Annotated in this window: 17 protein-coding genes; 9 read left to right on the forward strand and 8 right to left on the reverse strand. The window is 65.3% G+C overall.

What is annotated here, in order from left to right; all coding sequences use genetic code 11:
- The first annotated feature begins 115 nt into the window (after positions 1–115).
- Genes ftsE through L286_RS39465 form a run of 4 tightly spaced genes read left to right on the forward strand, consistent with a single transcriptional unit; the run spans position 116 to position 2,977 of the window.
- On the forward strand, positions 116–826 hold the full coding sequence (ftsE, locus tag L286_RS39450) for a cell division ATP-binding protein FtsE (protein ID WP_007687322.1): 711 nt from the start codon (positions 116–118) through the stop codon (positions 824–826).
- On the forward strand, positions 826–1,740 hold the full coding sequence (locus tag L286_RS39455; RefSeq protein WP_021223669.1) for a cell division protein FtsX: 915 nt from the start codon (positions 826–828) through the stop codon (positions 1,738–1,740). Before ftsE ends, L286_RS39455 begins: the two co-directional genes overlap by 1 nt.
- The gene (locus L286_RS39460; RefSeq protein WP_007687320.1) at positions 1,737–2,267 is read left to right on the forward strand and encodes a YdcF family protein; all 531 of its coding nucleotides are present in this window, start codon (positions 1,737–1,739) and stop codon (positions 2,265–2,267) included. Before L286_RS39455 ends, L286_RS39460 begins: the two co-directional genes overlap by 4 nt.
- Positions 2,268–2,281: 14 nt before the next feature.
- Positions 2,282–2,977, forward strand: a complete 696-nt coding sequence (locus L286_RS39465; protein ID WP_020820300.1) for a lysophospholipid acyltransferase family protein — start codon at positions 2,282–2,284, stop codon at positions 2,975–2,977.
- Between the two features lie 97 nt (positions 2,978–3,074).
- Here L286_RS39465 and L286_RS39470 read toward each other — a convergent pair whose 3' ends face one another.
- The 3 genes from L286_RS39470 to L286_RS39480 form a co-directional block, all read right to left on the reverse strand.
- Complete coding sequence (locus tag L286_RS39470; RefSeq protein WP_020820299.1) at positions 3,075–3,980, reverse strand: prephenate/arogenate dehydrogenase family protein; 906 nt, start codon at positions 3,978–3,980, stop codon at positions 3,075–3,077.
- Positions 3,980–5,077, reverse strand: coding sequence for a histidinol-phosphate transaminase (gene hisC / locus L286_RS39475; RefSeq protein WP_021223670.1), 1,098 nt, complete (start codon positions 5,075–5,077; stop codon positions 3,980–3,982). Before hisC ends, L286_RS39470 begins: the two co-directional genes overlap by 1 nt.
- Before the next feature lie 103 nt (positions 5,078–5,180).
- The gene (locus L286_RS39480; protein ID WP_020820297.1) at positions 5,181–6,140 is read right to left on the reverse strand and encodes a 2-hydroxyacid dehydrogenase; all 960 of its coding nucleotides are present in this window, start codon (positions 6,138–6,140) and stop codon (positions 5,181–5,183) included.
- A gap of 57 nt (positions 6,141–6,197) precedes the next feature.
- Here L286_RS39480 and metX point away from each other — a divergent pair, with 57 nt between their 5' ends.
- Positions 6,198–7,349 (forward strand): homoserine O-acetyltransferase MetX, encoded by a 1,152-nt coding sequence (metX, locus tag L286_RS39485; RefSeq protein ID WP_020820296.1) that lies wholly within the window; start codon positions 6,198–6,200, stop codon positions 7,347–7,349.
- Positions 7,346–7,933: a methionine biosynthesis protein MetW gene (gene metW, locus L286_RS39490; RefSeq protein ID WP_013038778.1), complete on the forward strand. Its 588-nt coding sequence runs from the start codon at positions 7,346–7,348 to the stop codon at positions 7,931–7,933. Before metX ends, metW begins: the two co-directional genes overlap by 4 nt.
- A 114-nt stretch (positions 7,934–8,047) precedes the next feature.
- On the opposite strand, the gene L286_RS39495 is transcribed toward metW, so the two are convergent.
- Both L286_RS39495 and L286_RS39500 read right to left on the reverse strand, forming a co-directional pair.
- The gene (locus tag L286_RS39495) at positions 8,048–11,770 is read right to left on the reverse strand and encodes an autotransporter domain-containing protein (RefSeq protein WP_020820295.1); all 3,723 of its coding nucleotides are present in this window, start codon (positions 11,768–11,770) and stop codon (positions 8,048–8,050) included.
- Positions 11,771–12,015: 245 nt separating this feature from the next.
- Positions 12,016–12,837, reverse strand: a complete 822-nt coding sequence (locus L286_RS39500; RefSeq protein ID WP_025160844.1) for an SDR family NAD(P)-dependent oxidoreductase — start codon at positions 12,835–12,837, stop codon at positions 12,016–12,018.
- Positions 12,838–13,135: 298 nt separating this feature from the next.
- On the opposite strand from L286_RS39500, the gene L286_RS39505 reads away from it, so the two are divergent.
- On the forward strand, positions 13,136–14,257 hold the full coding sequence (locus L286_RS39505) for an acyl-CoA dehydrogenase family protein (protein WP_020820293.1): 1,122 nt from the start codon (positions 13,136–13,138) through the stop codon (positions 14,255–14,257).
- Positions 14,250–15,125, forward strand: coding sequence for a class II aldolase/adducin family protein (locus L286_RS39510; protein ID WP_021223672.1), 876 nt, complete (start codon positions 14,250–14,252; stop codon positions 15,123–15,125). The genes L286_RS39505 and L286_RS39510 overlap by 8 nt, the downstream gene beginning before the upstream one ends.
- Positions 15,126–15,182: 57 nt before the next feature.
- Here the strand turns inward: L286_RS39510 and L286_RS39515 are convergent, their stop codons facing one another.
- On the reverse strand, positions 15,183–17,654 hold the full coding sequence (locus L286_RS39515; protein ID WP_020820291.1) for a TonB-dependent receptor plug domain-containing protein: 2,472 nt from the start codon (positions 17,652–17,654) through the stop codon (positions 15,183–15,185).
- Between the two features lie 385 nt (positions 17,655–18,039).
- Here L286_RS39515 and L286_RS39520 point away from each other — a divergent pair, with 385 nt between their 5' ends.
- Complete coding sequence (locus L286_RS39520; protein WP_025160846.1) at positions 18,040–19,038, forward strand: ABC transporter substrate-binding protein; 999 nt, start codon at positions 18,040–18,042, stop codon at positions 19,036–19,038.
- A gap of 68 nt (positions 19,039–19,106) precedes the next feature.
- On the opposite strand, the gene L286_RS39525 is transcribed toward L286_RS39520, so the two are convergent.
- Positions 19,107–20,474, reverse strand: a complete 1,368-nt coding sequence (locus L286_RS39525) for an LLM class flavin-dependent oxidoreductase (protein ID WP_020820289.1) — start codon at positions 20,472–20,474, stop codon at positions 19,107–19,109.
- 280 nt (positions 20,475–20,754) lie between these two features.
- Positions 20,755–23,148, reverse strand: coding sequence for a TonB-dependent receptor (locus L286_RS39530; protein ID WP_020820288.1), 2,394 nt, complete (start codon positions 23,146–23,148; stop codon positions 20,755–20,757).
- Between the last annotated feature and the right edge of the window lie 95 nt (positions 23,149–23,243).

Here is a 23,243-nt window from a genome sequence, read left to right on the forward strand (position 1 = left end):
GCGACTCGCGGGAACAGGCCGGGTCGGCCTCGGATGGGCTTTACGGCCGCCCGTCCGCTGTGCCATGGCTAGAGGCTCGGGGAAGCAGGGAGCGCGCAGGCGCTGAAATTGACGCATGTCGGCCATCGTCCAGTTCGAAAATGTCGGCCTGCGCTATGGTCTGGATAGCGAGACGCTGTCCGACGTCAGCTTTTCGCTCGCCAGCGGCGGTTTCTATTTCCTGACCGGCGCGTCGGGCGCGGGCAAGACGTCGCTGCTGAAGCTGCTCTACCTCGCCCAGCGGCCCAGCCGGGGCGTCATCCGCCTGTTCGGGGAGGATGTGGTGACGCTGCCCCGCAAGCGCCTGCCCGGCTTCCGCCGCCGCATCGGCGTGGTGTTCCAGGATTTCCGGCTGGTGCCGCATCTGTCCGTCTATGACAATATCGCCCTGCCGCTGCGCGTCGCCGGCCTGGCGGAAGGCGAGATCGACGCGCCGGTGAGCGAGATGCTGAGCTGGGTCGGCCTGGGCGACCGGGGCCAGGCGCGCCCCGCCACCTTGTCGGGCGGGGAGCAGCAGCGCGTCGCCATCGCCCGCGCCGTCATCGGCCGCCCGGAAATATTGGTGGCGGACGAACCGACCGGCAATGTCGACGCCGACATGGCCCGCCGCCTCATGACCCTGTTCGAGGCGCTGAACCGGCTGGGCACCACCATCGTCGTCGCCACCCACGACCTGCCGCTGATCGCGCAGGTGGGCAGCGCGCAGATGATGAAGCTGGACAAGGGCCGCCTGTCGGACCCCACCGGATCGCTGCGCTACCCGCCCCGACCGCAGGCGGCCGGCTGATGGCGTCCTCCGGCGCCATGGGCAATCGCCGCGCCGCCGCCGCCGCGCGCCACCGGCTGCTGCCGGAGGGGAGGGTGGCCGGGCCGATGCCATGGATCATCGCGATCATGATGTTCCTGACGGTGCTTTCCGCCGCCGCCGGCCTGGGCCTGGGCGCGGCGGTGAAGGCGATGGGGGCCGACCTTGCCGGGCGAGCGACGGTGCAGATCGTCGAAGCCCATGCCGAACGGCGCGAGCGCCTGAGCGCGGGCATAGCCGCCGCGCTGCGCAAGGACACGACGGTCCGCGCCGTCCGCCCGGTTTCGTCCGCCGCGCTTGCGGAGCAGATCCGCCCCTGGCTGGGGCAGGACGCGGCCAGCGGCGACCTGCCGATACCGGCGCTGATCGACATCGAACTGACGCCGGGCCAGACGGACGGGAAGATCGAGCGCCTCCGCCGCCAGCTCCGCGCCCTCTCGCCCAAGGTCCGCATCGAACCCCATGCCGCCTTCCTCGCGCCGCTCGCGGGCCTGCTTTCCGCGCTTGGCTGGCTGGCGGCCGGCATCGTCGTGCTGATGACGCTGGCGACCGGCGCAGTGGTCGTCCTCGCTGCCCGCGCCGCGCATGACAGCCATCGCGGCACCATCGACGTGCTGCACCTGATGGGCGCGACCGACGTGCAGATCGCCCGGCTGTTCCAGCGCCGCATCGGCCTGGACGCGCTGTTCGGCGGCGCGCTCGGCTTTACCTGCGCCTTGCTGGTGATCCTGCTGCTGGGGGCGCGGCTGATGGCGACGGGATCGGAACTGCTGAGCGCCGTCCAACTGCCATGGACAAGCTGGGTCGCGCTGGCCGCGATACCCATGGGTTGCGTGCTGCTGGCGCGGATCGCGGCGCGCTGGACGGTGTTGCGGTCGCTGGGGCGGCTGCTGTGATCGTCCGCTTCATCGCCGTCACGCTGCTGGGATGGATGCTGGGCTTCGCCTGGTTCGCGATTTTCCTGCCGCAGCCGCTGGACGGCCGCCAGACCGACGCCATCGTCGTGCTGACCGGCGGGGCGGGGCGCATCGATCGCGGCCTTGCCCTGCTTCAGGACGGCGCGGCCAAGCGGATGCTGATCTCCGGCGTGGACCGCTCGGTCCGCCCGGTGGAGCTGGCCGCGCAATATAAGGTGCCTGAACGCCTCTTCTCCTGCTGCATCACGCTTGGCCGCGAGGCCATCGACACCCGGTCCAACGCCATAGAGACCGCGCACTGGCTGGAACGCCGCGACTTCAAGACGGTGCGCCTCATCACCACCGACTGGCACATGCGCCGGTCCGCGCTCGAACTGCGGCAGGCCTTGCCGGAACGGGTCACGCTGGTCTACGACGCCGTGCCCAGCCGCCCCAGCCTCACCATGCTGGCGCGGGAATATAATAAATATCTGCTGCGCCGGGCGGCGGCGCTTATTGGTATCTGAACGGTTCACCCGGAATGCTGACCGCGCTGCGATCCCTCGCCTTCATGTCGATCTTCTATCCGGGGTCGCTGCTGTTCGTCCTTGCGGCCATGGCGGTGGATCTGGTCGCGCCCCGCTCCATTCCCCGCGTCGCCACCGCCTGGAGCCGCTTTCATCGCGGCTGCGCGCGCTGGCTTCTGGGGCAGAAGGTGCGGGTCGAGGGAAGGTTGGAGGACGGGCCCTATCTCTACATCCTCAAGCATGAATCGATGTTCGAGACGATCGACCTGCTCTGCCTGCTGGACCGTCCGGCCATCGCCGCCAAGCGCGAGCTGTTCGACATTCCGCTCTGGGGCGGCATCGCCCGCCGCTATGGCCTGATCCCCATCGAACGCAGCGCGGGGGCGAGCGCGCTGCGCGCCCTGCGCGCCGCCGCCAGGGCGACGACGGCGCAGGGCCGCGCCATCTGCCTCTTCCCCGAAGGCACCCGCGTCCCCCATGGCGAAAGGCCGCCGTTACGCGCCGGCTTCGCGGGGCTTTATGTGCTGCTGGGCCTGCCGGTAGTGCCCATCGCGGTCGACAGCGGCCGGGTTTCGCCGCGGGGCAAGTTCATGAAGCGCAGCGGCACGATCACGTACAAGGTGGGCGAGATCGTTCCGCCCGGCCTGGATCGGAACGAGGCCGAGGTCCGCGTCCATGCAGCGATCAATGCGCTGAACGAGCCTTTATAGGCTGACGTGCTCCTGCGAACGCAGGAGTCCAGTCCCGCCCTCGCTGGCTTGGGCAAGTTCGAACTGGGTTCCTGCCTTCGCAGGAGCACGCTGCTATTTAATGCGAACGCCCGAAGTCGGGCTTGGGATCGTCCTGTCCCTGTTCGATGATCGAGCGCCGGATCGCCCGCGTGCGGGTGAACAGGTTGAACAGCGCGTCCCCGTCATTCCAGCGGATCGCCCGCTGCAAGGCCGACAGATCCTCCGAAAAGCGCTGGAGCATCTCCAGCACCGCATCCTTGTTCGCCAGGAACACGTCGCGCCACATGGTCGGGTCGGACGCGGCGATGCGGGTGAAGTCGCGGAAGCCGCCGGCGGAATATTTGATGACCTCCGACTGGGTCACATCCTCCAGGTCGCTGGCCGTGCCGACGATGGTATAGGCGATCAGGTGCGGCAGATGGCTCGTCACCGCCAGCACCAGGTCGTGATGGGCGGGGTCCATCGTCTCGACATCGGCGCCCACGCGCCGCCACAGTTCGGAAACGCGCTCCACCGCCGCCGGATCGGCGTCGGCGGGCGGCGTGACGATGCACCAGCGGCCCTGGAACAGGGAGGCGAAGCCCGCCTCCGGCCCGCTATTCTCGGTCCCCGCGACGGGATGCGCGGGAATGACCTTGCGCCCCGGCAGCGCCGCGCTCAACTGCGCCAGCACGTCGGCCTTGCAGGAACCCACGTCGCTGACGATCGCCTCGGCCGGCAGGTCGTCGGCAATCTCCGCCGCCGCCGCGCCCATGGCCCGCACCGGCACGCACAGCACGACCAGATCGGCGTCCATCACCGAAGCGCCCGCCGTATCGGTCACGTCGTCGGTCAGGTCGATGGCCCGCGCCACCTCCCGCACGCCCGCGTCGGCGTCATAGCCCGTCACCCGCACCGTCGGCATATATTCGCGGATCGCCCGCGCCAGCGAGGAACCGATCAGCCCCAGCCCGATGATCGTGACGCGCGAAAATGGCAGCATCAGGCCGCTTCCGCCATGGCGCGCAGCTTGGCCGCGACCTTGCGCACCTGATCCTCCGTGCCGATGGTGATGCGCAGGCCGTTGGGCAGCCCCTGCCCCGGCAGCCAGCGGGTGGCGAAGCCTTCGTCCCACAGGCCCTTCATCGCGGTCTCCGCGGTCAGCTTGCCGTCGAACAGGATCAGCAGGAAATTCGCCTTGCTCGGCACGGCGCGCAGCCCATGGTTGGACAGCGAAGCCACTTCGCCCGCCAGCCATTCGCGCCATTGCCGGTTATGCGCCCGGCTCGCCTCGACCCAGGCGGTGTCCTGGACCGCCGCGACCGCCGCCGCCTGGCCCGCCGTCGTCACGTTGAACGGCGCCCGGATGCGATGCAGCACGTCGATCACATCGGCGCTGGCATAGCCCCAGCCGATCCGTTCCGCCGCCAGCCCGTAAATCTTGGAGAAGGTCCGGGTCACGAAGACATTGGAGGCATTCTTCGCCAGTTCCAGCCCGCCATCATCCTCTTGCCCGTCCAGATATTCGGCATAGGCCTGATCCAGCACGAACAATATGTCGGGCCGCAGCCCCGCGTGCAGCCGCGCAATTTCTTCACGCGACGTCATGGTGCCGGTTGGGTTGTTGGGATTGGCGAGGAAGACGACCTTGGTCTTTTCCGTGACCGCCGCGAGCAGCGCATCCACATCGGTCGCATAGTCGGCGTCCGGCGCGACGACCGGCGTCGCGCCCACGCGGCGCGCCGCGATGTCGTACACCGAAAAGCCGTAGCGGACGTAGAGAATCTCGTCCCCCGGCCCGGCATAGGCGCTGGCGGCGATATGCAGCAGCTCGTCCGATCCGGTGCCGTAGATCACCCGCGCCGGGTCCAGCCCATGCGCCGCCGCAATCGCCTCGCGCAGCCTGGCCGCGCCCGGATCGGGATAGGTGGCGAGGTCCGCCGTCGCCGCCGCCAGCGCGGTCCGCGCCGCGTCTCCGGTGCCCAGCGGATTTTCATTGGCGGACAGCTTCACCAGCGGCCGCCCGTCATCGGCGGCCGACTTGCCCGGCACATAGGGCGAAATGCCGAGAATCCAGTCTTTGGGAGCAGGTTTTGTCATGCGCCGCGCTTTAGCGCCATCGAAGCCAAACGCAAAGCGCTTGGAGGGCAACAAGGCGCCGAATGATGTCGCCCTGTTCCTGCCTTCGCAGGAACAGGAAATATTACACCACCGGCGTCAGCAGCGGCTCCCCCGCCGCCCAGGCATCCAGATTGGCAAGCACCAGGTCGGCCATGGCCCTGCGCGTCTCGACGGTCGCGCTGCCCTGATGCGGTTGCAGCACCACATGGTCCATGCCGAGCAAGGCTTCTGGCACATGCGGTTCGTTCGCGAAGACGTCCAGCCCCGCGCCCGCGATCCGCTTTTCCGCCAGCGCCGCCACCAGCGCATCCTCATCGATCACGCTGCCCCGGCTGATGTTGACGATCACCCCTTCCGGACCCAGCGCGTCCAGCATCGCCGCATCGACCAGCCCCCGCGCCTCCGGCCCGCCGGAAGTGGCGACAATGATCACGTCGCTCTCCCGCGCGAAATCCAGCGGATCAGCCACATGGCGATTGGCCGCGTCCGCCGCGGGCCGCCGGTTGTGATAGAAAATCTCCCCCGCCACCGGCTCCAGCCGCCGGGCGATGGCGCGCCCGATCCGGCCCAGCCCCAATATCCCGATCCTTCGTCCTGTCACCCGCCCCGAAAGCGCCGGCTTCACGCCCCGCGCCCAGTCCCCGGCCCGCACCATCCGGTCATTGGCCGCGATATTGCGCACCGTCGCGTAGAGCAGTCCCACCGCCAGGTCGGCGACGTCATCGGTCAGCACGTCCGGCGTGTTGGTGACGCGGATGCCCTTCGCCCGCGCATGATCGACATCGACCTTGTCATAGCCGACCGAAAACAGCCCGATCATCTCCAGTTTCGGCAGGGCCTCCATGATCGCGGCGGAGGCCCCGACCGAACCGAAGGACACCAGCGCCCGCGCCTCCCGCGCTTCCGGCGGAAGCGCGTCGGGATCGGCGTCCGCCGCGACGGCATGAACGACGAAGCGCCGCGCCAGCGCCTCGTCCAGATAGGGATAGAGCGCGCCATAGGCGACGATGGGTATGGAAGGATGGCCAGTCATGCCCGCCATCTAGGCCAAGGGACGGCCGATTGACAGAGCCCGGCCCCGGTCCTAGCCCGAAGCGATATGGCCAGCGCGTCCTTTCCCGATGACAACCGTTTCGGCCTGCGCCGCCAGGCGCGCCTGCCCGGCCCGCTGCGGCTGGACAGCGGAGCCGCGCTGGGGCCGGTCGACATCGCCTATGAAACCTATGGGCGGATGGATGCGGACAGGTCCAACGTCATCCTGATCTGCCACGCGTTGACGGGCGATCAATATGTCGCGTCGGCGCATCCCGTCACCGGCAAGCCCGGCTGGTGGTGGCGCCTGGTGGGGGAGGGGAAGCCGGTCGATCCCGCCCGCCATTTCATCGTCTGCGCGAACGTGATCGGCAGTTGCATGGGTTCCAGCGGGCCCGCCAGCATCGACCCCGCGACCGGCGAGCCGCATGCAATGCGCTTCCCGGTGATCACCATCGCCGACATGGTGCGCGCCCAGGCCATGCTGCTCGATCATCTGGGCGTCGACCGGCTGCGCGCCGTCATCGGCGGCTCCATGGGCGGGATGCAGGCGCTGAGCTGGCCGACCCTCTATCCCGAACGCGTGGAAAGCTGCATCGTCATCGCGTCGACCGCCCGCCACAGCGCCCAGAACATCGCCTTCCACGAAGTCGGGCGGCAGGCGATCATGGCCGATCCCAACTGGCGCGGCGGCGATTATTATGCCGACGGCGCGATCCCCAGCGCGGGGCTGGCGGTGGCGCGCATGGCGGCGCACATCACCTATCTGTCCGAAGCGGGGCTGACCGAGAAATTCGGGCGGCGGTTGCAGGGGCGCCCGGAAAACCCCAACGGGTCAAAGACCTTCGGCTTCGATGCCGATTTCCAGGTGGAATCCTATCTTCGCCACCAGGGGCTGAGCTTCGTCGAGCGGTTCGACGCCAACTCCTATCTCTACATCACCCGCGCCATGGACTATTATGACATAGCGGAGGATCATGGCGGCAGCCTGGCCAGGGCCTTCGCGGCATCGAAGGCGCGCTTCTGCCTCGTCAGCTTCGACACGGACTGGCTCTATCCCACGGCGGAGTCCCGCCTGATCGTCCATGCCCTCAATGCCGGCGGCGCGCAGGCGAGCTTCGTCGAACTGTCCAGCCCGTTCGGCCATGACGCCTTCCTGCTGGAATGCCCGGAACTGAACCGCGTGGTCGACGGCTTCCTGACGGGCGGGCGCGCATGAGCCTGCGCCCGGACCTTGCCCTGATCGCCCGGACCGTCACGCCGGGCGCGCGGGTTCTGGACGTCGGCTGCGGCGACGGCGCGCTGATGGCGGCGCTGCGCGATGCGAAACAGGTCGACGCCAGGGGGTTGGAGATCGACCCGCGCAATGTCGCCGCCGCCGTGGGCCGGGGCCTTTCGGTGGTGCAGGGGGACGCCGACACCGACCTTGCCACCTATCCAGAGGCCAGTTTCGATTATGCGATATTGAGCCAGACGCTCCAGACCACCCGCCGCCCGGACCGCGTGGTGGAGGAACTGCTGCGCATCGGCAGGCAGGCCTTCGTCTCCTTCCCCAATTTCGCCCATTGGCGGGGGCGGTTGTCGCTGTTCTGGGGCGGAAGGATGCCGGTGACGCGGCTGTTGCCCGACACATGGTATGACACGCTCAACATCCACCATGTCACGGTGGACGATTTCCGCGCCCTGGTGAAGGATCGCGGCTGGACCATAGACGGCCAATGGTTCCTGAAGGGCGACCGCGAAACCACCCATGCGAACGCCAATCTGTTCGCGGAACATGCGGTGTTCCTGCTCAGGCGGTGAAAACCCTTGCCTGATTTCGGCGGGCGAAAGTTGAATTGCGCCAGCCGTGGACCGGGGACGATGGGTTCTCCCCCGGCGACACCCGTAAAATCCGCCTTCTATTCTTCTGCAAGATCAAAATTGCCAGTTCAGGCCTGCCTGAAGCTGATGATTTTGCCCGCTTCGCGCAATCGCGCCCCGATACCCCAGATTGATCTGCAACCGATCGCGTATCGCGCCATGCAACCGCAATTCGCTGATCAGGCTGTCGCGTGCGATCGGCAGGCCGCTGACCGCGAAACGCTGGCCGTCAAGGCCAGCCTGGACCACCGGCAGTTGATCTCCGAACACATGCTGCCAGCCCGCCGACGCGCGCACCGCGAGCCGAGCGTCTCCTACCGCCAGATTGAGGTCGCCGCGCGTGCCTGCGGTCGCGTAGCTGGTGCGTAGGGAATCCGCCTCCAGTTGCAGCGCCGCCGCCGCGCCGCTTTCCTGCCCGCGACCGACATCCAGCCGCACATGCGCGATGCTGGCGAAGGGCTCGATCGATCCCGCCGCCGTCTCGATGCGATAGGCGGTCTCCCCGAACATCTGCGCCGTCGTTGCGCGATATTGCGTGGCAACGCCCTCTGCAAAGCCGGAAAAGCGCACGGACCGCTGGACCGCGACATCCTGCCAGGCAAAGGCCAAGCCGCCGCGCAACGCCACCCGGCCCAGCGTCCCGCCGCCATAGAGCCCGGCGTGGTAGCTGTCCACATCCGCCTGCCCCTGTCCCCTCATCCGATCGCGGTTGTGCCCGCCGATCATGCCAAGGCGAAAGCTGCTGCCGGGTGCCTGAGCCTCGATGCCCATCAGCCCGCCCGACGAGCTTTGGTCGAACCGCGCGGCGTTCCCGTCGCTGCGCCAATGGCTCCAGGCGTCGAGCGCCTGTCCCCAATAGGTCAACCCCGGACGGTCCGGAACCGTTCCCCGCAATCGGTCCAGCGCCGCATCGCGCGACAGGCTGCTGTTCTGGATCAACGCGGCACGCAGCGAGGCATGAAATTCACCGGACAGTTGATCGAAGGCCTTGCGCGCCGTTTCGGCGTCGCTCATCAACACGGCGTCCTGCACCTTGCTGCCCGCCGCCATCCTCTCCAGCGCCGCGCCGGTCGCCTGCTGGTTGGAGGATGCGGCGACATCGCTGAACCGGACATCATTGCGATCCAGCCTCAGCCTCACGCTGTCACGGCCGTAGCGGAGCCGCGGCGTCAGGAAGGCATAGGTGGACGTAAGCGCGTCGAACCGGCCCTGGATCCCACCCTCTGCGAGCAGGATGACATAGGTGGAACTGGGCCGGTAATTGCCGTTGGCGCCGATATGGGCGACCGTGCCGCCGAGCGTCGCCACGCCGGTCACGATGATCGCATCCGCCGACGTGCCGAACGGATCGACCTCCACCTCATAGCGGCTTCCCGGCGCGAAGGTCAGATCTCCCTCCACATGAAGCTTTGCGATCCCAGGGCCGGGCGCGATCCTGCCGCCCGGAGCGACCCGGACGGACCCCAATGTCCCCCGGCCTGCCAGCAGCGCGTTCGCCTCCACCGCAATCTGGCCGCCCAGCTTTCCGTCGACGATCAGCCGTCCGGACTGAAGCTGGGTGCTGCCGGTGAAGCCGGAAGAATCGCCATCGAGGGTCAACGCGCCGCCGCCCGCCTTGATGAACCGCCCGCTGCCGCCGATCCGGCCGGAATAGCGGCTGGCGCTGGTCTCCGCGAACTGGAGTTCCGCGCCCGGCCGCAGGTCGGCATTGCCGGTAAAGCGGCTCGCGGCGGTCGCCAGCCGCCCCTCTTCCAATCGCCAGTCGAGCGTGCTGGGGCCGGTGAGCGTCAGCACGCCGCTGCCCCTTTTCACCATCGTCCCGGCAGTCCCGTCGAGCGCCCGGATCGAGCCGGAGAAACTGCCATTCTCCCGCTGGTCGAACACCAGCGTCGCCGCATTGCGGACATTGCCGCGAAGCGCGCGGGCGTTGCCGACCAGCGTGCCCGCCTCGACCTCGGTATCGCCCGTATAGCTGTTGGCGCCGGACAGGATGAGCGTGCCCGCATCCCGCTTGACCAGGGTCGTGGCCCCGGACAAGGGCGCGGCGATTTCGGCGGTCAGGCTGGAATCCCAGACGCTGCCCGCGCCGACGCGGATGACCGTGCGATCCCCTCCCGCCAATGTAAGCGTGCCTCCCGAAAGGACATAGCCGCCGGTCGCGAATTGCAATCCGCCGGTTTTTACCGCCCCGGCGCCGTTATCGATCAGCACCTGCCCGCTATTGCCGGTGAAGATCGCAAAGCCATTGGCCTTTCCGGCCTCGTTGACGGTCCCGTCCTGCCCGGTCCAACTGAGCGCGCCATTGCGCCAGACGCCGGGGCCGCCGTCCACCCGGCCATTGCCATAGCGGGTCGGGTCGCCGCCGTCCCAGAATTGCAAGGGGCGCGCCGCCGTGCCGGAAAGCAGATTCACCTGCCCCACGGTTGCGGTCTGGATCGAAAGGCTGTCGGCGGCTTGACCGGGCGGCAGCGCGCCGATCTCCAGCCCCCTGTCGGTGAGTTGGCCGCCATAGCTGATGAGCCGATAAAGCCCTTCACCCAGCGGCGCGCCGTTGGCGACATGCAGCGTGCCGTCCAGCGTCAGGTCGCCCGCCACATCGAACAGCGCCGGATCTTGCGTCGTCCCGAAACCTGCCTCTGTGATCGAACCGGCGCCAAGTGCAAGACTTCCCATATGGAGCGTCGCGCCGGCCCTGCCCGTCAGGCGCCCGCCCGTGGCGATCTCCACCGCCCCGACCTGCCCGCCGCCGCTCAACATGCCGTTCGCGCCGACATGGAGCGCGCCGCCCAGTGCGCCATCGACCCGCAGCGCGCTGCCGGCAACCTCGGTTCGCCCGGAGAATGTGGACTGGCCGGTCAGGACGAGCATGTCGGCGCCCTTGACGTCGAAACGGCCATCGCCCGAAAGAGCGTAGGGATAGATGGTTCCCGCCCCCGTCCCCTCGCCCGCGTCGAAGGTCAGCCGTCCCGCCGCGCCTATCTCGACATTGCCGCCAAAGCCGGCCGCGCGGGCCACAAGTGCGCCTTCCTCCACGCGCCAGTCCAGATTGTTGCTGCCGCCAAGGGTAAGCGCGCCCTCCCCCCGTTTGATCATGAAGCCCCAGAAGCTGAACAGGCCGCTGACGCCCCCGGCGAAGATTCCGTCCTGATTCTGATCGAAGATGACGGTGCCGCCATTTTCCAGATTGCCGCGGATCGAATCCGTGTTGCCGATCACCGTGCCGCCATCGACGCGGCTATTGCCCTGATAGCTGTTCGCGCCGGTCAGGATGACCGTGCCGAAATCATTGAAGAACACGCCCCCGTTGCCGGTCAGTTCGGCGTCGATCCGCGTGGTCGCTCCAGCCGTCGAACGGATCGAGCTATAGGCGCCGCCATCGAGTTTCAGTTGCCCGCCGACGAGGCGATAGCCGTCCGTCAGAAAATGCATGCCGGTGACCGCCGGCGCGCCGCTCCCGTCGTCGATCGTTATCGTGCCGGCCTGGCCCTGAAAAACGGTGAAGGCGGGCACGGGCCGCATCGGACCATTCACCGTGCCGCTGCTGTCGGTCCAGTTCGGGTCGGTGGCGCTCCAGACGCCCGAACCGCCGTCGATGACGCCATTCTCCCGCTCGGCCGGATCGCCGCCGTCCCAGAAGCGCAGCGCCGGTTGCGCTTCGGCACTGTCGGGCAGCACCATCAATCCGCCCACGACCAGCGCCGCGATGCTGTCGCTCGCCAGTCGTCCTACCTTCGATACCGATTGCGCAATCGCTCCGCGCCGCCCTTCACCTCGCATCGGCTTAACCCCTTCATCAAGCAGGCCTTTTTATAGCCTCCTGAGGTGCTGCAGCGACGCAATCGCTTTGCGCCATTGCGTTGTCAATCTGCGGGGGAGCGATGGGGCGCTCGCCGAACTCGCCGCCAGGGCGGTTATCCTGGCTTCATCGCGGAACGGAGAGGCGAAGAAGAATTTGACGAGTTCGGACAGATGCGGAAGCTGTTTGACATCAGATACCGCTCACCTGCGACGCTGAAGCGGTTTTAAGCCAGACTTTCCTCGCCCACTCTATAGCGTTCCGCGACCTGCCCGGACCGCGCGGCTTCCATGAATGCGAGCCGGGCCGCCTCGAGCGCTTCCCATATGCCGGTCTCCGCGACCGTCGGCGTGGTGACCAGTTCGCCCGCATCCAGACCGGCAAGCGCTGCATCGACCAGTTGTTCGGCGGTCAGATAGGAATCTTCGGGAAATACGCTTTCGCTGACGCCGGCGGCCGTAAAGAATTCAGTGCGGATAGGACCAGGCTGGACCAACTGTATCCGAATTGCTGTGTCGGCATATTCGGCCTGAAGCGATCGGGTGAAATTAAGCACATAGGCCTTCGATCCGCTATAGGCGGCGGCGCTTGGAGACGGGCTCAGCGCGATGATCGATCCGATATTGACCAGCGTGCCCGCGCCGCGTGAACGGAAGCCCTCCAGCGCCGCATGCGACAGGCGCGAGAGCGCCGTGATGTTCAGCCTCACGACATTCTCCACCCGGTCGGCGGATATGGCGGCCGTCGGCCCCAGCCCGCCGGCGCCGGCATTGTTGACCAGCAGGACGGCGTTTGATTCGCGGACCAGCGCCTCGACCCGGGCAAGGCTTTCCGGCTCCGCCAGGTCCGCCGTTGCCGTCCGGACCTGCACGCCGTGGCGGTCGCTCAATTCCTGCGCTAACTGCCTCAGCCGGTCGGCGCGGCGCGCCACGAGCAGCAGGTCATGGCCGCGCGCCGCCAGCCGATCGGCATAGACCGCTCCTATTCCCGAAGAGGCGCCGGTTACAACCGCTACGCCTGTCGCATCGCCACCCGCTTGTCCGACCATATTGCCAAGTCCCATTCCTACAGCGCTCGAAAGCCGCCTCGCCAGTCCATTGGACCCATCGCCTCTCACGGCTCCGCAAATGGTTCAAATGAGAAAGACAAGACTTTCGGTTTGCATTTCTCAATTTCGGCCGCCTGCCGAAGCGGTGTAGTGTCGGCGTGAATAATGTCACCCCCGCTTCCTGCATCGGTCTTGGGGAAAGCTGGCATCCACTGGTTGGCCGCAGGAGTAAATGATGGCGACAAGGGCGATATCCGCCGCTGATGATGCAACCGGTCGAAGTGCGACGGGTGCGACGGTGGAGCCTCCCGCGCTCGACTGGATTCGCGACGATTTCGCCAGCCGCGCGGCGGATCACGATACCAATGGATCCTTCCCGTTCGAGAATTTCGCTATCCTGCACAAGCATGGATTGCTGTCTGCGGCCCTGCCGGCCGATCTGGGCGGAGGCGGCGCCGATCTGGCCCGGCTCGCAAAGATCGTGCGCGCAGTGTCTTATGGCGATCCATCGACGGGCCTGGTGCTGGTGATGCAATATCTGTTCACCGCCCAGTTCGCGCGCGGCAGAAACTGGGCGCCTGGCCTGCGGGAGAGAGTCCTGCGCAGCGTCATCGACGATGGGGCGCTCGTCAACGGCCTGCGCGTCGAGCCTGACCTGGGTACGCCGGGGCGGGGCGGCGTGCCCGCCACGGTCGTGCGCCGTACCGCGACGGGATGGGTGCTGAATGGCCGCAAAATCTATTCCACCGGGGCGCCGGGCCTGAAATGGATGTCCGTATGGGCGGCCACGGACGAGGATGAACCGCGCATCGGCGGAGTACTTGTCGATTCCGCTACGCCCGGCGTCCGCATCGAGCCGACATGGAACCATCTGGGCATGCGGGCGACCGGCAGCCATGATGTGGTGTTCGAAGATGTCCGCATCCCGGACGATCAATTGTCCGCGCTCGTGCGCCTGCAGGACCAGCATCTCCTGCTCGATGCCGAATTCCAGTTGCGCAACGCCCTGCTGATCTCGATCGTCTATGACAGCGTGGCCCATGCCGCCCGCGACTGGTTCGTTTCCTGGCTGCAACAGCGGGTTCCCACAGCGTTGGGGGCGCCCCTGTCAACCTTGCCGCGCTTTCAGGAATTGGTGGGCAGGATCGAGGCCCTTCTCTACGCAAACAGGCTGTTGCTGGAACGGTCGATCCACATGCCCGATCCGGCGGCCGCCGGTACGGTCAAATATATCGTGACCAACAATGCGGTGCAGGCCGTTCAACTGGCAATCGATGCGATCGGCAATCCGGCGCTTACGCGCGCCCATCCGCTGGAGCGGCATCTGCGCAATGTCCTTTGCAGCCGGGTCCATATGCCGCAGGACGATATTGTCCTGACCGGATTGGGGCGAGCGGCTTTCGCGGCGACGCATGGCTGAAGCAGGCGGCGTGATGGCGAGCCAGCCTGGCGAAGCGCCAAGGGGCCGGCCGCAAGACCGGCCTTGGAATCCGCCGGGCCGGGGGATCGACCAGGCGCTGCGCGACGGGCAACGCCTGCGTTTCGAGGTGCCGCCCGAGCGCGCCGATCCGGCGGAGGAGCGGCTGCACCGCAAACAGCGTCTCGCCGCAACGTTCCGCCTGTTCGCGCGCCACAACCTGTCGAGCGGCATCGCGGGTCATGTCACCGTGCGCGATCCGGAACTGACCGATCATTTCTGGGTCAATCCGCAGGGCGTAAATTTCTGCCATATCCGGGTATCGGACTTGCTGCTGGTGGATGATGGCGGCCGGGTCGTCGAAGGCAGCGGCGCGCTGAACGAAGCGGCCTATGCCATTCATGCCGCGATCCATCGCGCGCACCCCGGCGTCAATGCGGCCGCGCATACCCATTCCTTCTATGGCAAGGCCTGGTCCACAACGGGAAGGCTGCTCGACCCCATCAGCCAGGACGCCTGCATGTTCCATGACGATCATGGTCTGTTCGACGATTATGGCGGTGTCGTACTGGACCAGACCGAAGGCGACAGGATCGCTGCCGCACTCGGCGGCCGGAAGGCGCTGATCCTGCAAAATCACGGGCTGCTGACGGTGGGCCGCTCGATCGAGGCGACGGCCTTCTGGTATCTGGCGCTCGAACGCGCGGCGCACGGGCAGATCGTGGCGGAAGCGCTTGGAAAGCCACGGATCATCCCGGCGGAGGTGGCGGCGCAAACGGCGCGCATGGTCGGCAGCGAAGCCGTCGCATGGATGTGCTTCCAGCCGGAATGGGACATGCTGGTTCAGCAGGAACCCGACTTTCTGCTCTGAGCGTGCGATAGCGACCACCGCTCCCCCTGCTTCGGGGAGCGGTGGTCCCATTCCGTTTCAGAACGTCCAGTTGATCCGCCCGTAATAGAAGCCGCCCGAAGAATCGAACGGCGGGCTGCCGTAATTGAACAGCGTCACGCCGCTCGTTGGCTCATTCACCCCGCTATTGTCGGGGCGCACGCTGAACAGGTTGGCGGCGCCCACAGCGACGCCCAGGCGCGATGTCAGCGCGAGGGAGACTTCGAGATCGGTGATCCAGCGTCCGCCATAGCTGAGATTCTGCGCTGGATTTTCTGTGCGCAGATAACGATATCGGCCATAGCGCGTCACCCGCAGATCGACCGACACCGGGTCGAGCGACCATTTGCTGGCGAGCGCGAGCTTGGATCGTGGCTGGTTGTCGGCGATTTCGCCCCGAAATACGTTCCCGAACGCCACCAGGCTTCCGCCGGGGTTGGGGCCGAGGCCGACGAGCGCCGCCGGAGTCGCCGCCACATGCCGGATCTTCGTGCGGCTGTAGGAATAGGCGGCCGACAGCGACAATTGCCCCAGGGTCGACAGGTCGGCGGTATAATTGCCGACGATATCGACGCCCCTCGTGCGGGTGTCGGCGGCGTTGGCGAAATATTGGACGAATGTGCCGGGCGGGAGACCGTTCGCCGCGAAGATGGCGTTGAGAGCAGGGCCGCTCAGGCTGGCGGTGCGGGCGATCCGATCATCGATGTCGATCTGGTATCCGTCAATCGTCAGCGACAGGTTGCGCGTTGGCTGAAGGGCGATGCCGAGCCCCGCATTCCAGGTTTTTTCGGGCTTCAGGGTGGCGGCGCCCAAAGCGGTCGCCAATGCCGAGGTGGTCGGCGCGGTTTGCGTCGTCGCCGCGACCAGGAGGCCGGTTGCGGGGCTGATCGCCGTGCGGTTGTCAGTCTGGGCATAGCCGATCTGCGAGAGCGAGGGCGCGCGGAAGCCGGTGCCCACCGTGCCGCGAACAGCGAGCCAGGACGATAATTCATACCGGCTGTTGACCTTGCCGCCGACCGTCGATCCCGCGCCCAGCCCATAATGTTCGGCGCGTCCGGCGATGTCGACATACCAGCGCGGCGTGATCGTCAGGCCCAGGTCGATATAGCCCGCAAAGACGTTGCGCGAGACATGGGCGGCCGTCGCGGGGGAAATGGTGATCGCCCCCTGCGCGCCGATCGACGCGATGCTTCCGACATTGGGGTCGCCTTCCTGGTCGCCGGGCTTGATGACATATCCGCCATTGGCATAGCCCAGCGGATCGCCGGCAAAGGTCTGGAAAACTTCGCGCCGCGCCTCAAGCCCCCACTGGACGTGCAGTGGCTTCGCCAGGCCGATATCGATATCGCGCGACACATCGAGATTGTTGGTCCACTGCGAAAAACGGAACCGCGCGAGATTGTCGAAGCTGGTAGGCCCGGTCGGCCCGAGCGACGGATTGAGGGTCAGGTCGCTGTACATGCGCACCTGATTGCGCCCGTAGCTGGAGCTGAAATCCCATTGCCAGCCCGACAGATCGCCCCTGATGCCGGCCAGAAACTGAAAGTCCGTCTCGCTGGTGTTGTTGACCGGGAAATAGCCGTCGGGAAAGACCGTGGAAAAGGATGCGGTGCCGCTCGGACGGCGGATCATGTTGCCGATCTCGGCCTTGCGCCGTCCGAATGTCGCCTGGGTGTAGAGAGTGACGTTCCCGGCCGGCAGCGCGGCATCCAACCCCAGGTTGAAGGCGCGAATGCGCGGGTCGCCATTATGCGCGCCGATGCCGTCCCAGGCGGCGTTCTTCGGATTGGAAGCCGGTGCGTACAGCAGGCGGTTGGTCGCCCGGAAACCGCGCCATGACATGCCGCGTCCGCGCAGATCGCCGCTCAGGTTGACATAGCCGCCATCCCCCAGCCCGAAGCCCAGGCCGCCTTCGGCCTTTGCGCTCCACGGATCGCCATAGCTCTTGTAATGGTTGCCATAGGTCACTGAGACATGGTTCGGCTGGGGCCGGTCATTCAGCACGAAGTTGATGACGCCGGCCACGGCGTCGGACCCATATTGGGCGGCGGCGCTGTCCTTGAGCACCTCGACCGAACGAACCCCTGCGATCGGAATGAAATCGAGGTCGACCGGGCCGAAGCCGCTGGTATCGCCGCCCCCGTTGGTCAACAGCGCACTGTTGTGGCGCCGCTTTCCGTCGACAAGGATCAGCGTATAGGCAGGCGGCAGGCTGCGGTTGAAGATCGGCCGAACGATCGACGCCACACCTGCGCCCGTGCGCCCGAAATTGATGGACGGCAACGTCCGCGCCAGCGCCTCGCCAATTTCCTGTCGGCCGGTTCCGGTCAGTCGGTCAGCCGGGACGATATCGATCGGCGCCGGACTCTCCACCGCCGTCTTTGACGACAGTCCCCGCAATCCGGTGACGACGATGGCTTCACCATCGTCCGCTTCGGCGGATGCAGCGGCGATTTGCGCATGCGCCGCCATGCCGATCCCGCCAATGGAGAGCGCTGCGCCGGTAGCCATGAGTCGAGCCAGCAGCGCTACATATCTTTTTTTCTTCGGCATTTTCGTCCCCATTTGATCACGGTCGACATCGCCAATTTTCCGGCCATCAGGCAGCCGGACAGGCTATCGAGCACGCGAAGGCATAGGGAATGAAGTCCAGGTATAAATATTGATTATTGAACCGGAACAATGATCTTTTCTTATCATTTTATATTATTAATTACCATTATATATGGAAACGATATTTTATTATAAGAATAAGTGCCAAATTGTCCTTCCTAATATATAGATTAATATTATAAATTTATCAGCTTCGTTTCCCCCGGCTAGGCAAGGCATGATTTTTCCCAAATTCGCCGGTCAGGGCCGCTGGCGCTGGGCTGGCATTCTCATGGAGCGAAATATGGCCGGTCATCCCCGCAAGCGTCCGATCTGGCGGGGCGCCAGCGTCGTCCTGGCGCTGCTTTCCGCCGCAGCCTCACTGGCCGGCTGCGGCGGAAAACAACCCGAGGCGGCGCAAGTGCTGCGCGTCGGCAACCAGCGTGGCGGCACGCATGCGCTGATGCTTGCGGCGGGGCAGCTCAAGGATATGCCTTACAAGATCGAATGGGCCGAATTCCCCAACGCCCAGCCGCTGATCGAAGCCATCGCCACCAACGCGCTCGACCTGGGCCTGGTGGGCGGGCCATCCTTCCTGTTCGCTTACAAGAACGACCAGCGCCTCCGCGCTATTCAGGCGCTGAGCGGCGGGACGAAGCAGGAAGTGGCCGGCGTGCTCGTGCACAAGAACGCGTCCTTCGCCAACATGCAGGATCTGCGTGGCAAAGCCATCGGCACGACGCGCGGATCGGTGGGGCATTCGCTTCTCCTTCAGGCACTTCGGCAGAGCGGCATGAAGCCGTCGGACGTCAGGATCAGCTTCGTGGCGCCGACGGAAGCCGTCGCGGCGTTTGCCAGCGGCGATCTGGATGCGCTGGCGATCTGGGTGCCCTATCTCGCGACGGCGGTTCTCCGTCATGACGCCCGCGTGCTGACCTATGCGCACAGGGGCACCTCATCCTATTTGTTCCAGGTCACGAGCGAGAGTTCGATCAAGGACAAGCGCGCCTTGCTGGAGGATTTTTCCCGCCGCTATGGCCGGGCACAGTCCTGGGCCAACAGCCATCCCCGCCAGTGGGGAGAAATTCTCGCCAAGGAAACGGGACTGCCGCTCGATGTCGCGAACTATACCGCCGAACATATGCGCTGGTGGCCGGTGCCGATCGACGCGCAGGTGATCGAGTCCCAGCGCGTTGCCGCCAGGGATTTCGGCACGGGCGGGCCTGCGCAGAATTTCGATATCGCGCGGGGCTTCGACGCATCGCTGAACACCGATCCCACCGCAAAGGGCAAGCCGGACTGACGCCAAGCGCCCCTATGCGCCAAAGCCCTCCGGAGAAATCCGGCGGGCCTTTGCTTGCGGTTTCGCAGTCAGGCGTTTGCAGGCTCCTTGCGGGCCGCGTCGGTCTCGGCCGCGCTACGGCGTTGCGCCACGTAGCGATTCTCAGGCACGGCCAACCCCAGATGGCCGCGTAGCGTATCGCTGCCATAGTCGGACCGGAACAAGCCGCGCGCCTGAAGGATCGGAACGACCTGCTCCACGAAAATCTCGAACTGTCCGGGTAGGGATTCGCCAAGCATGAAGCCATCGACGGCGCCGCTTTCGAACCAGTCCTGAAGCTGGTCGGCCACTTCCTCCGGCGATCCTTCGAAACTGTCCATCGGCTTGCCGAAACGCAGCGCCGTCTCCCGCAGGGTCAGCTTGTCCTGCTCGACCGCCGCCAGCACGGTCTTCACATTGCCCTGGCTGCTGCTCAGCCATTCTTCCTTCACCGCCGGGAATGGCGCATCCAGATCATGCTGCGAAAAATCATAGTCGTTGAAGGATTGCCCCAGCGACAACAGCGCGCCCTCGATCGAAGCATAGCTGTTGCGTTCGGCGCTGAGGCGCTGGACCTCTTCCCTGGTCGAACCGACGATCGTGCTGATCCCGCCGAATACGAACAGCGTGTCCGGATCCCGCCCGGCGGCGGCCGTCCGTTCGCGAAGATCGGCGCGATAGGCGAAGGCGGATTCCTTGTTCCGGGGCAGGCTGAAGATGGCGTCCGCATTGGCCGCCGCAAAGGCCCGGCCATCGTCGGAATTTCCGGCCTGGAACAGGACCGGGTGCCCCTGCGGCATGCGATCGAGATTCAGGGGACCGCGAACACTGAAGAATTCGCCCTTGTGATTGAGTTGATGGAGGGTTCCGGGCTTCAGGAACACGCCGCCCTGCTTGTCGCCGACGATCGCGCCCGGCTCATAGCTGTCCCACAATCCCTTTACGACCTGCACATATTCATTGGCCAACCGATATCGCTCGCCATGGCCGATATGATGGTCGCGGCTGAAATTGGCGGCGGTGCCCTCCAGCCAGGAGGTCACTACATTCCAACCCGCCCGTCCCCGGCTCAGCTTGTCCAGCGAGGCGAATTGCCGGGCCAGATTGAACGGTTCGGTATAACTGACGGAAAAGGTGCCGACCAGGCCGATATGCTGCGTCACCATGGCCAGCGCAGACAGGATCGTCGCTGGCTCGAAGCGGCTGAGATAATGCGGCATGGAGCGTTCGTCGATATGCAGGCTGTCGGCGACGAAAACGAAATCGAATTTCCCTTTTTCGGCGATCTTCGCTTGCTTCACGTAAAGATCGATGTTGGTGCTGCCGTCGATTATCGCCTCGGGGTGCCTCCAACTGTCCCAGCCGCGCCCCACGCCATGCAAGATAAAGCCCAGCTTCAAACCGTTTTTCACGCCCATGGGAAAGTCTCCTTCGGACATGCGCTACGCAAAGATCCGGCTGGCCGCGAACGAGTTTTCCTTGGTCTTGATTGAATAATGCACATAATGATCACCAGTTATGCCCTGCCATGGAGCGGGTTGAGTGTTGATCAACCTAGGACCGGTCGACATTCAGTTCAGGGTGAGCCGAAAATGGCAGTTTTTCGTGACCCGGAGCACAGCGTACTTCAGTACGTGAGCACCGGAAGCACGGAAAACTGCCATTTGCAGGCCGCCATGGGCTGAATGTCGACCGGTCCTAGAAACGCGTCCGGAGAGTCGCGCCATAGGTTCTCGGATCCCCCAATGTGCCGGTGATCGCCCCGGTATTGGCGGCTGACAGGCTCTGGAAATAATCCTTGTCGAAGAGGTTGCGGCCCCACAACTGCAGGTCCAGCGCTCCATCCAAAGATCGTACGCCGATGCGCGCGTTCAGCAGGCTGTAGCCGGGAATCAGCGAATAGCGCGACAGGCTCGCCGTCGTGTAGAAGTTGGAGCGATAGCTGAAATCAGCGCCGGCATAGACCTCCGCGTCATGTCCCAGGCGATTGCCGATTGCAGCCTTGGCCTCGCCGCCGGCAGAGAAAGCCCATTTCGATACGCCCGGCAATCTGTCGCCCGACAGATTGCAGGACACGACGCCCGTCGTCTCGATCGGACAAGGTGCGTTGGGATAGCTCACATATTGCGCGTCGGTATAGGTGCCCGAGCCATAGAGCGACAGCCATGCGGCGGGGACGAGGCGAATGTCTCCCTCGAACCCGCGCGTGCGCACCTTGCCCACATTGGTGAAGTAGGAGATGTTGTTGCGATCCGGAGCGGTATCGACGATCGTCGTCTGATAATCGCTGACGTCGGTCCAGAAGCCGGCAAGGTTCACCGTCAGCTTGCCGCCCGACCAACTGGTCTTCAATCCCAGTTCATAGCTGTCGATGGTTTCCGGCTTGATGACAGGATCGACGGCGAACTGGCCGGTCGTGACGATATTGGCAAGGTTCAGCCCGCCGAACTTGTTTCCACGTCCATAGGTGGCGTAAAGCAATGCGTCCGGCGTCACCTTCCAGGACAGCGTCGCCTGACCCGACAAGCGGCCTTCCTTCGTCTTCGCCTCATAATGGTTGGCGACGCCGTATCGCGCGCGGATCGCCTGCGCGGCAGCCTGCTGCGCGGTCGTCAAACCGCTCAGATCGGCGCCCGTCGCCTCCTGATCGAACCAGCCGCTCTTGGTCTCATAGGTGTAGCGCAGGCCGGTGGTGAGGTCGATCGTCGGCGTGACGTGCCAGATCGTCTGGCCGAAGGCGGCGTAGCTGTTCGTCACGGGCTTCGAATGGCTGAGAACGGTGTAGTTGTTGAGTGCCGTCGCCCCGACCGCCGGATCGACCGTGGGCGCCAGGAACCAGGGCGCTGCGTCCGCGCCATAGGCATTGAGCGCTTCCGCTTTGATCGACTGCCACAGATAATAGAGGCCGGCGATATAATCGACTTTGCGCTCGCCCTCGGAAGCGATGCGCAACTCCTGACTGAACTGCTGCTGGTTGTTGCTCTGGTGAAAATCCCGGCCTGCATCCAGACGGGTGCTGTCGCCATCATTGTGCGGATACCAGTCCCACCGACGCCAGGAAGTGACGGAGGTCAGGGAATGTCCCGGCAGGGCGAGGTCCGCGATGGCGGACACGCCGCCCTGGCGCATCTTGTATCGGGGATTGCCATCCATATCGACGATGCGCTCGTCCGGCGCATCGGCAACGACCGGCACGCCGAGCCGGGCAGTCCGATCGGTATAGTTGTTCGCGAAATTGCCGCCATTGTCATAGGTGCGGATGACGCCAGTCAATACGGCCGCCGCAGTCTGCTGTTTCTGGAAGCCATAGTCGCCGATCAGCCGCAGCTTGAAATTGTCGGTCGGCGTGAACAGCAACTGTCCGCGCAGGCCGAAATCATGATAATCCTGGGTCCTGCTGTCGTCATAGCGATTGGTGACATAGCCGTCCCGATCCGTCTTGGAGACATAGATGCGAGCTGCAAGCTTGTCGTCCACCAGCGCGCCGCTCGCATAGGCGTGCAACTGGCGGAAATCATAATTGCCATAGGTCAGATCGCCGCCGATCTCCGGCTCGAAAGTCGGTGATTTTGTGGTGATGACGACCGCGCCCGCCGATGTATTCTTGCCGAAGAGGGTGCCCTGCGGGCCACGCAGAACCTCGATCCGCTCAATATCGGCGAGATCGAAGACCGCCTGGCCGGGCCGGGCGAGATAGACCTGGTCCATGTAGACGCCGACCGCTGGCTCCAGCCCGTCATTGTAAACGGAGACATTGTTGCCAAGGCCGCGGATGTTGATGCTGGTGTTGCGCGGATTGGTGACCGTCACCACGAGGCTGGGACTGAGGGCCTGAAGATCGCGCAGATTGTAGGTCCGCGTAGCTTCGATCTGCTCGCCGCCATAGCTGTTCGCGGCGACGGGCACGTCCTGGATTTTCTCGTTCCGGCGCCGGGCAGTGATGATGATTGCGCTGCCGGCATCAGCGGAATCGACGGCGTCGACGGCTGCCATGTCGGCGGCGGCTTCGCGCTCCGCCGCCTGGGTCTGCGGCGACGTTGCCGCGAGAATGATGGCGAGGGCAAGCGGAGATGCAGTGTGACGGATAGACATGAAACCCCTTTTTCATGACGACGATGACGGTTGAGTCTTTCTCAACGGAACGACTAGAGAATTATCTGGACATATGGCGAGACAGTTTTTCTATC

It is taken from the genome of Sphingobium sp. HDIP04, assembly GCF_000445085.1.
Classification (GTDB): Bacteria; Pseudomonadota; Alphaproteobacteria; order Sphingomonadales; family Sphingomonadaceae; genus Sphingobium; species Sphingobium indicum.

Excerpts from the sequence above, each read along its gene's own strand:
- ftsE (WP_007687322.1), top strand. The coding sequence starts at position 116 with ATGTCGGCCATCGTCCAGTTCGAAAATGTCGGCCTGCGCTATGGTCTG.
- L286_RS39455 (WP_021223669.1), top strand. The coding sequence starts at position 826 with ATGGCGTCCTCCGGCGCCATGGGCAATCGCCGCGCCGCCGCCGCCGCG.
- L286_RS39465 (WP_020820300.1), top strand. The coding sequence starts at position 2,282 with ATGCTGACCGCGCTGCGATCCCTCGCCTTCATGTCGATCTTCTATCCG.
- L286_RS39470 (WP_020820299.1), bottom strand. The coding sequence starts at position 3,980 with ATGCTGCCATTTTCGCGCGTCACGATCATCGGGCTGGGGCTGATCGGT.
- hisC (WP_021223670.1), bottom strand. The coding sequence starts at position 5,077 with ATGACAAAACCTGCTCCCAAAGACTGGATTCTCGGCATTTCGCCCTAT.
- L286_RS39480 (WP_020820297.1), bottom strand. The coding sequence starts at position 6,140 with ATGGCGGGCATGACTGGCCATCCTTCCATACCCATCGTCGCCTATGGC.
- metX (WP_020820296.1), top strand. The coding sequence starts at position 6,198 with ATGGCCAGCGCGTCCTTTCCCGATGACAACCGTTTCGGCCTGCGCCGC.
- metW (WP_013038778.1), top strand. The coding sequence starts at position 7,346 with ATGAGCCTGCGCCCGGACCTTGCCCTGATCGCCCGGACCGTCACGCCG.
- L286_RS39495 (WP_020820295.1), bottom strand. The coding sequence starts at position 11,770 with ATGCGAGGTGAAGGGCGGCGCGGAGCGATTGCGCAATCGGTATCGAAG.
- L286_RS39500 (WP_025160844.1), bottom strand. The coding sequence starts at position 12,837 with ATGGTCGGACAAGCGGGTGGCGATGCGACAGGCGTAGCGGTTGTAACC.
- L286_RS39510 (WP_021223672.1), top strand. The coding sequence starts at position 14,250 with ATGGCTGAAGCAGGCGGCGTGATGGCGAGCCAGCCTGGCGAAGCGCCA.
- L286_RS39515 (WP_020820291.1), bottom strand. The coding sequence starts at position 17,654 with ATGGCTACCGGCGCAGCGCTCTCCATTGGCGGGATCGGCATGGCGGCG.
- L286_RS39520 (WP_025160846.1), top strand. The coding sequence starts at position 18,040 with ATGGCCGGTCATCCCCGCAAGCGTCCGATCTGGCGGGGCGCCAGCGTC.
- L286_RS39525 (WP_020820289.1), bottom strand. The coding sequence starts at position 20,474 with ATGGGCGTGAAAAACGGTTTGAAGCTGGGCTTTATCTTGCATGGCGTG.
- L286_RS39530 (WP_020820288.1), bottom strand. The coding sequence starts at position 23,148 with ATGTCTATCCGTCACACTGCATCTCCGCTTGCCCTCGCCATCATTCTC.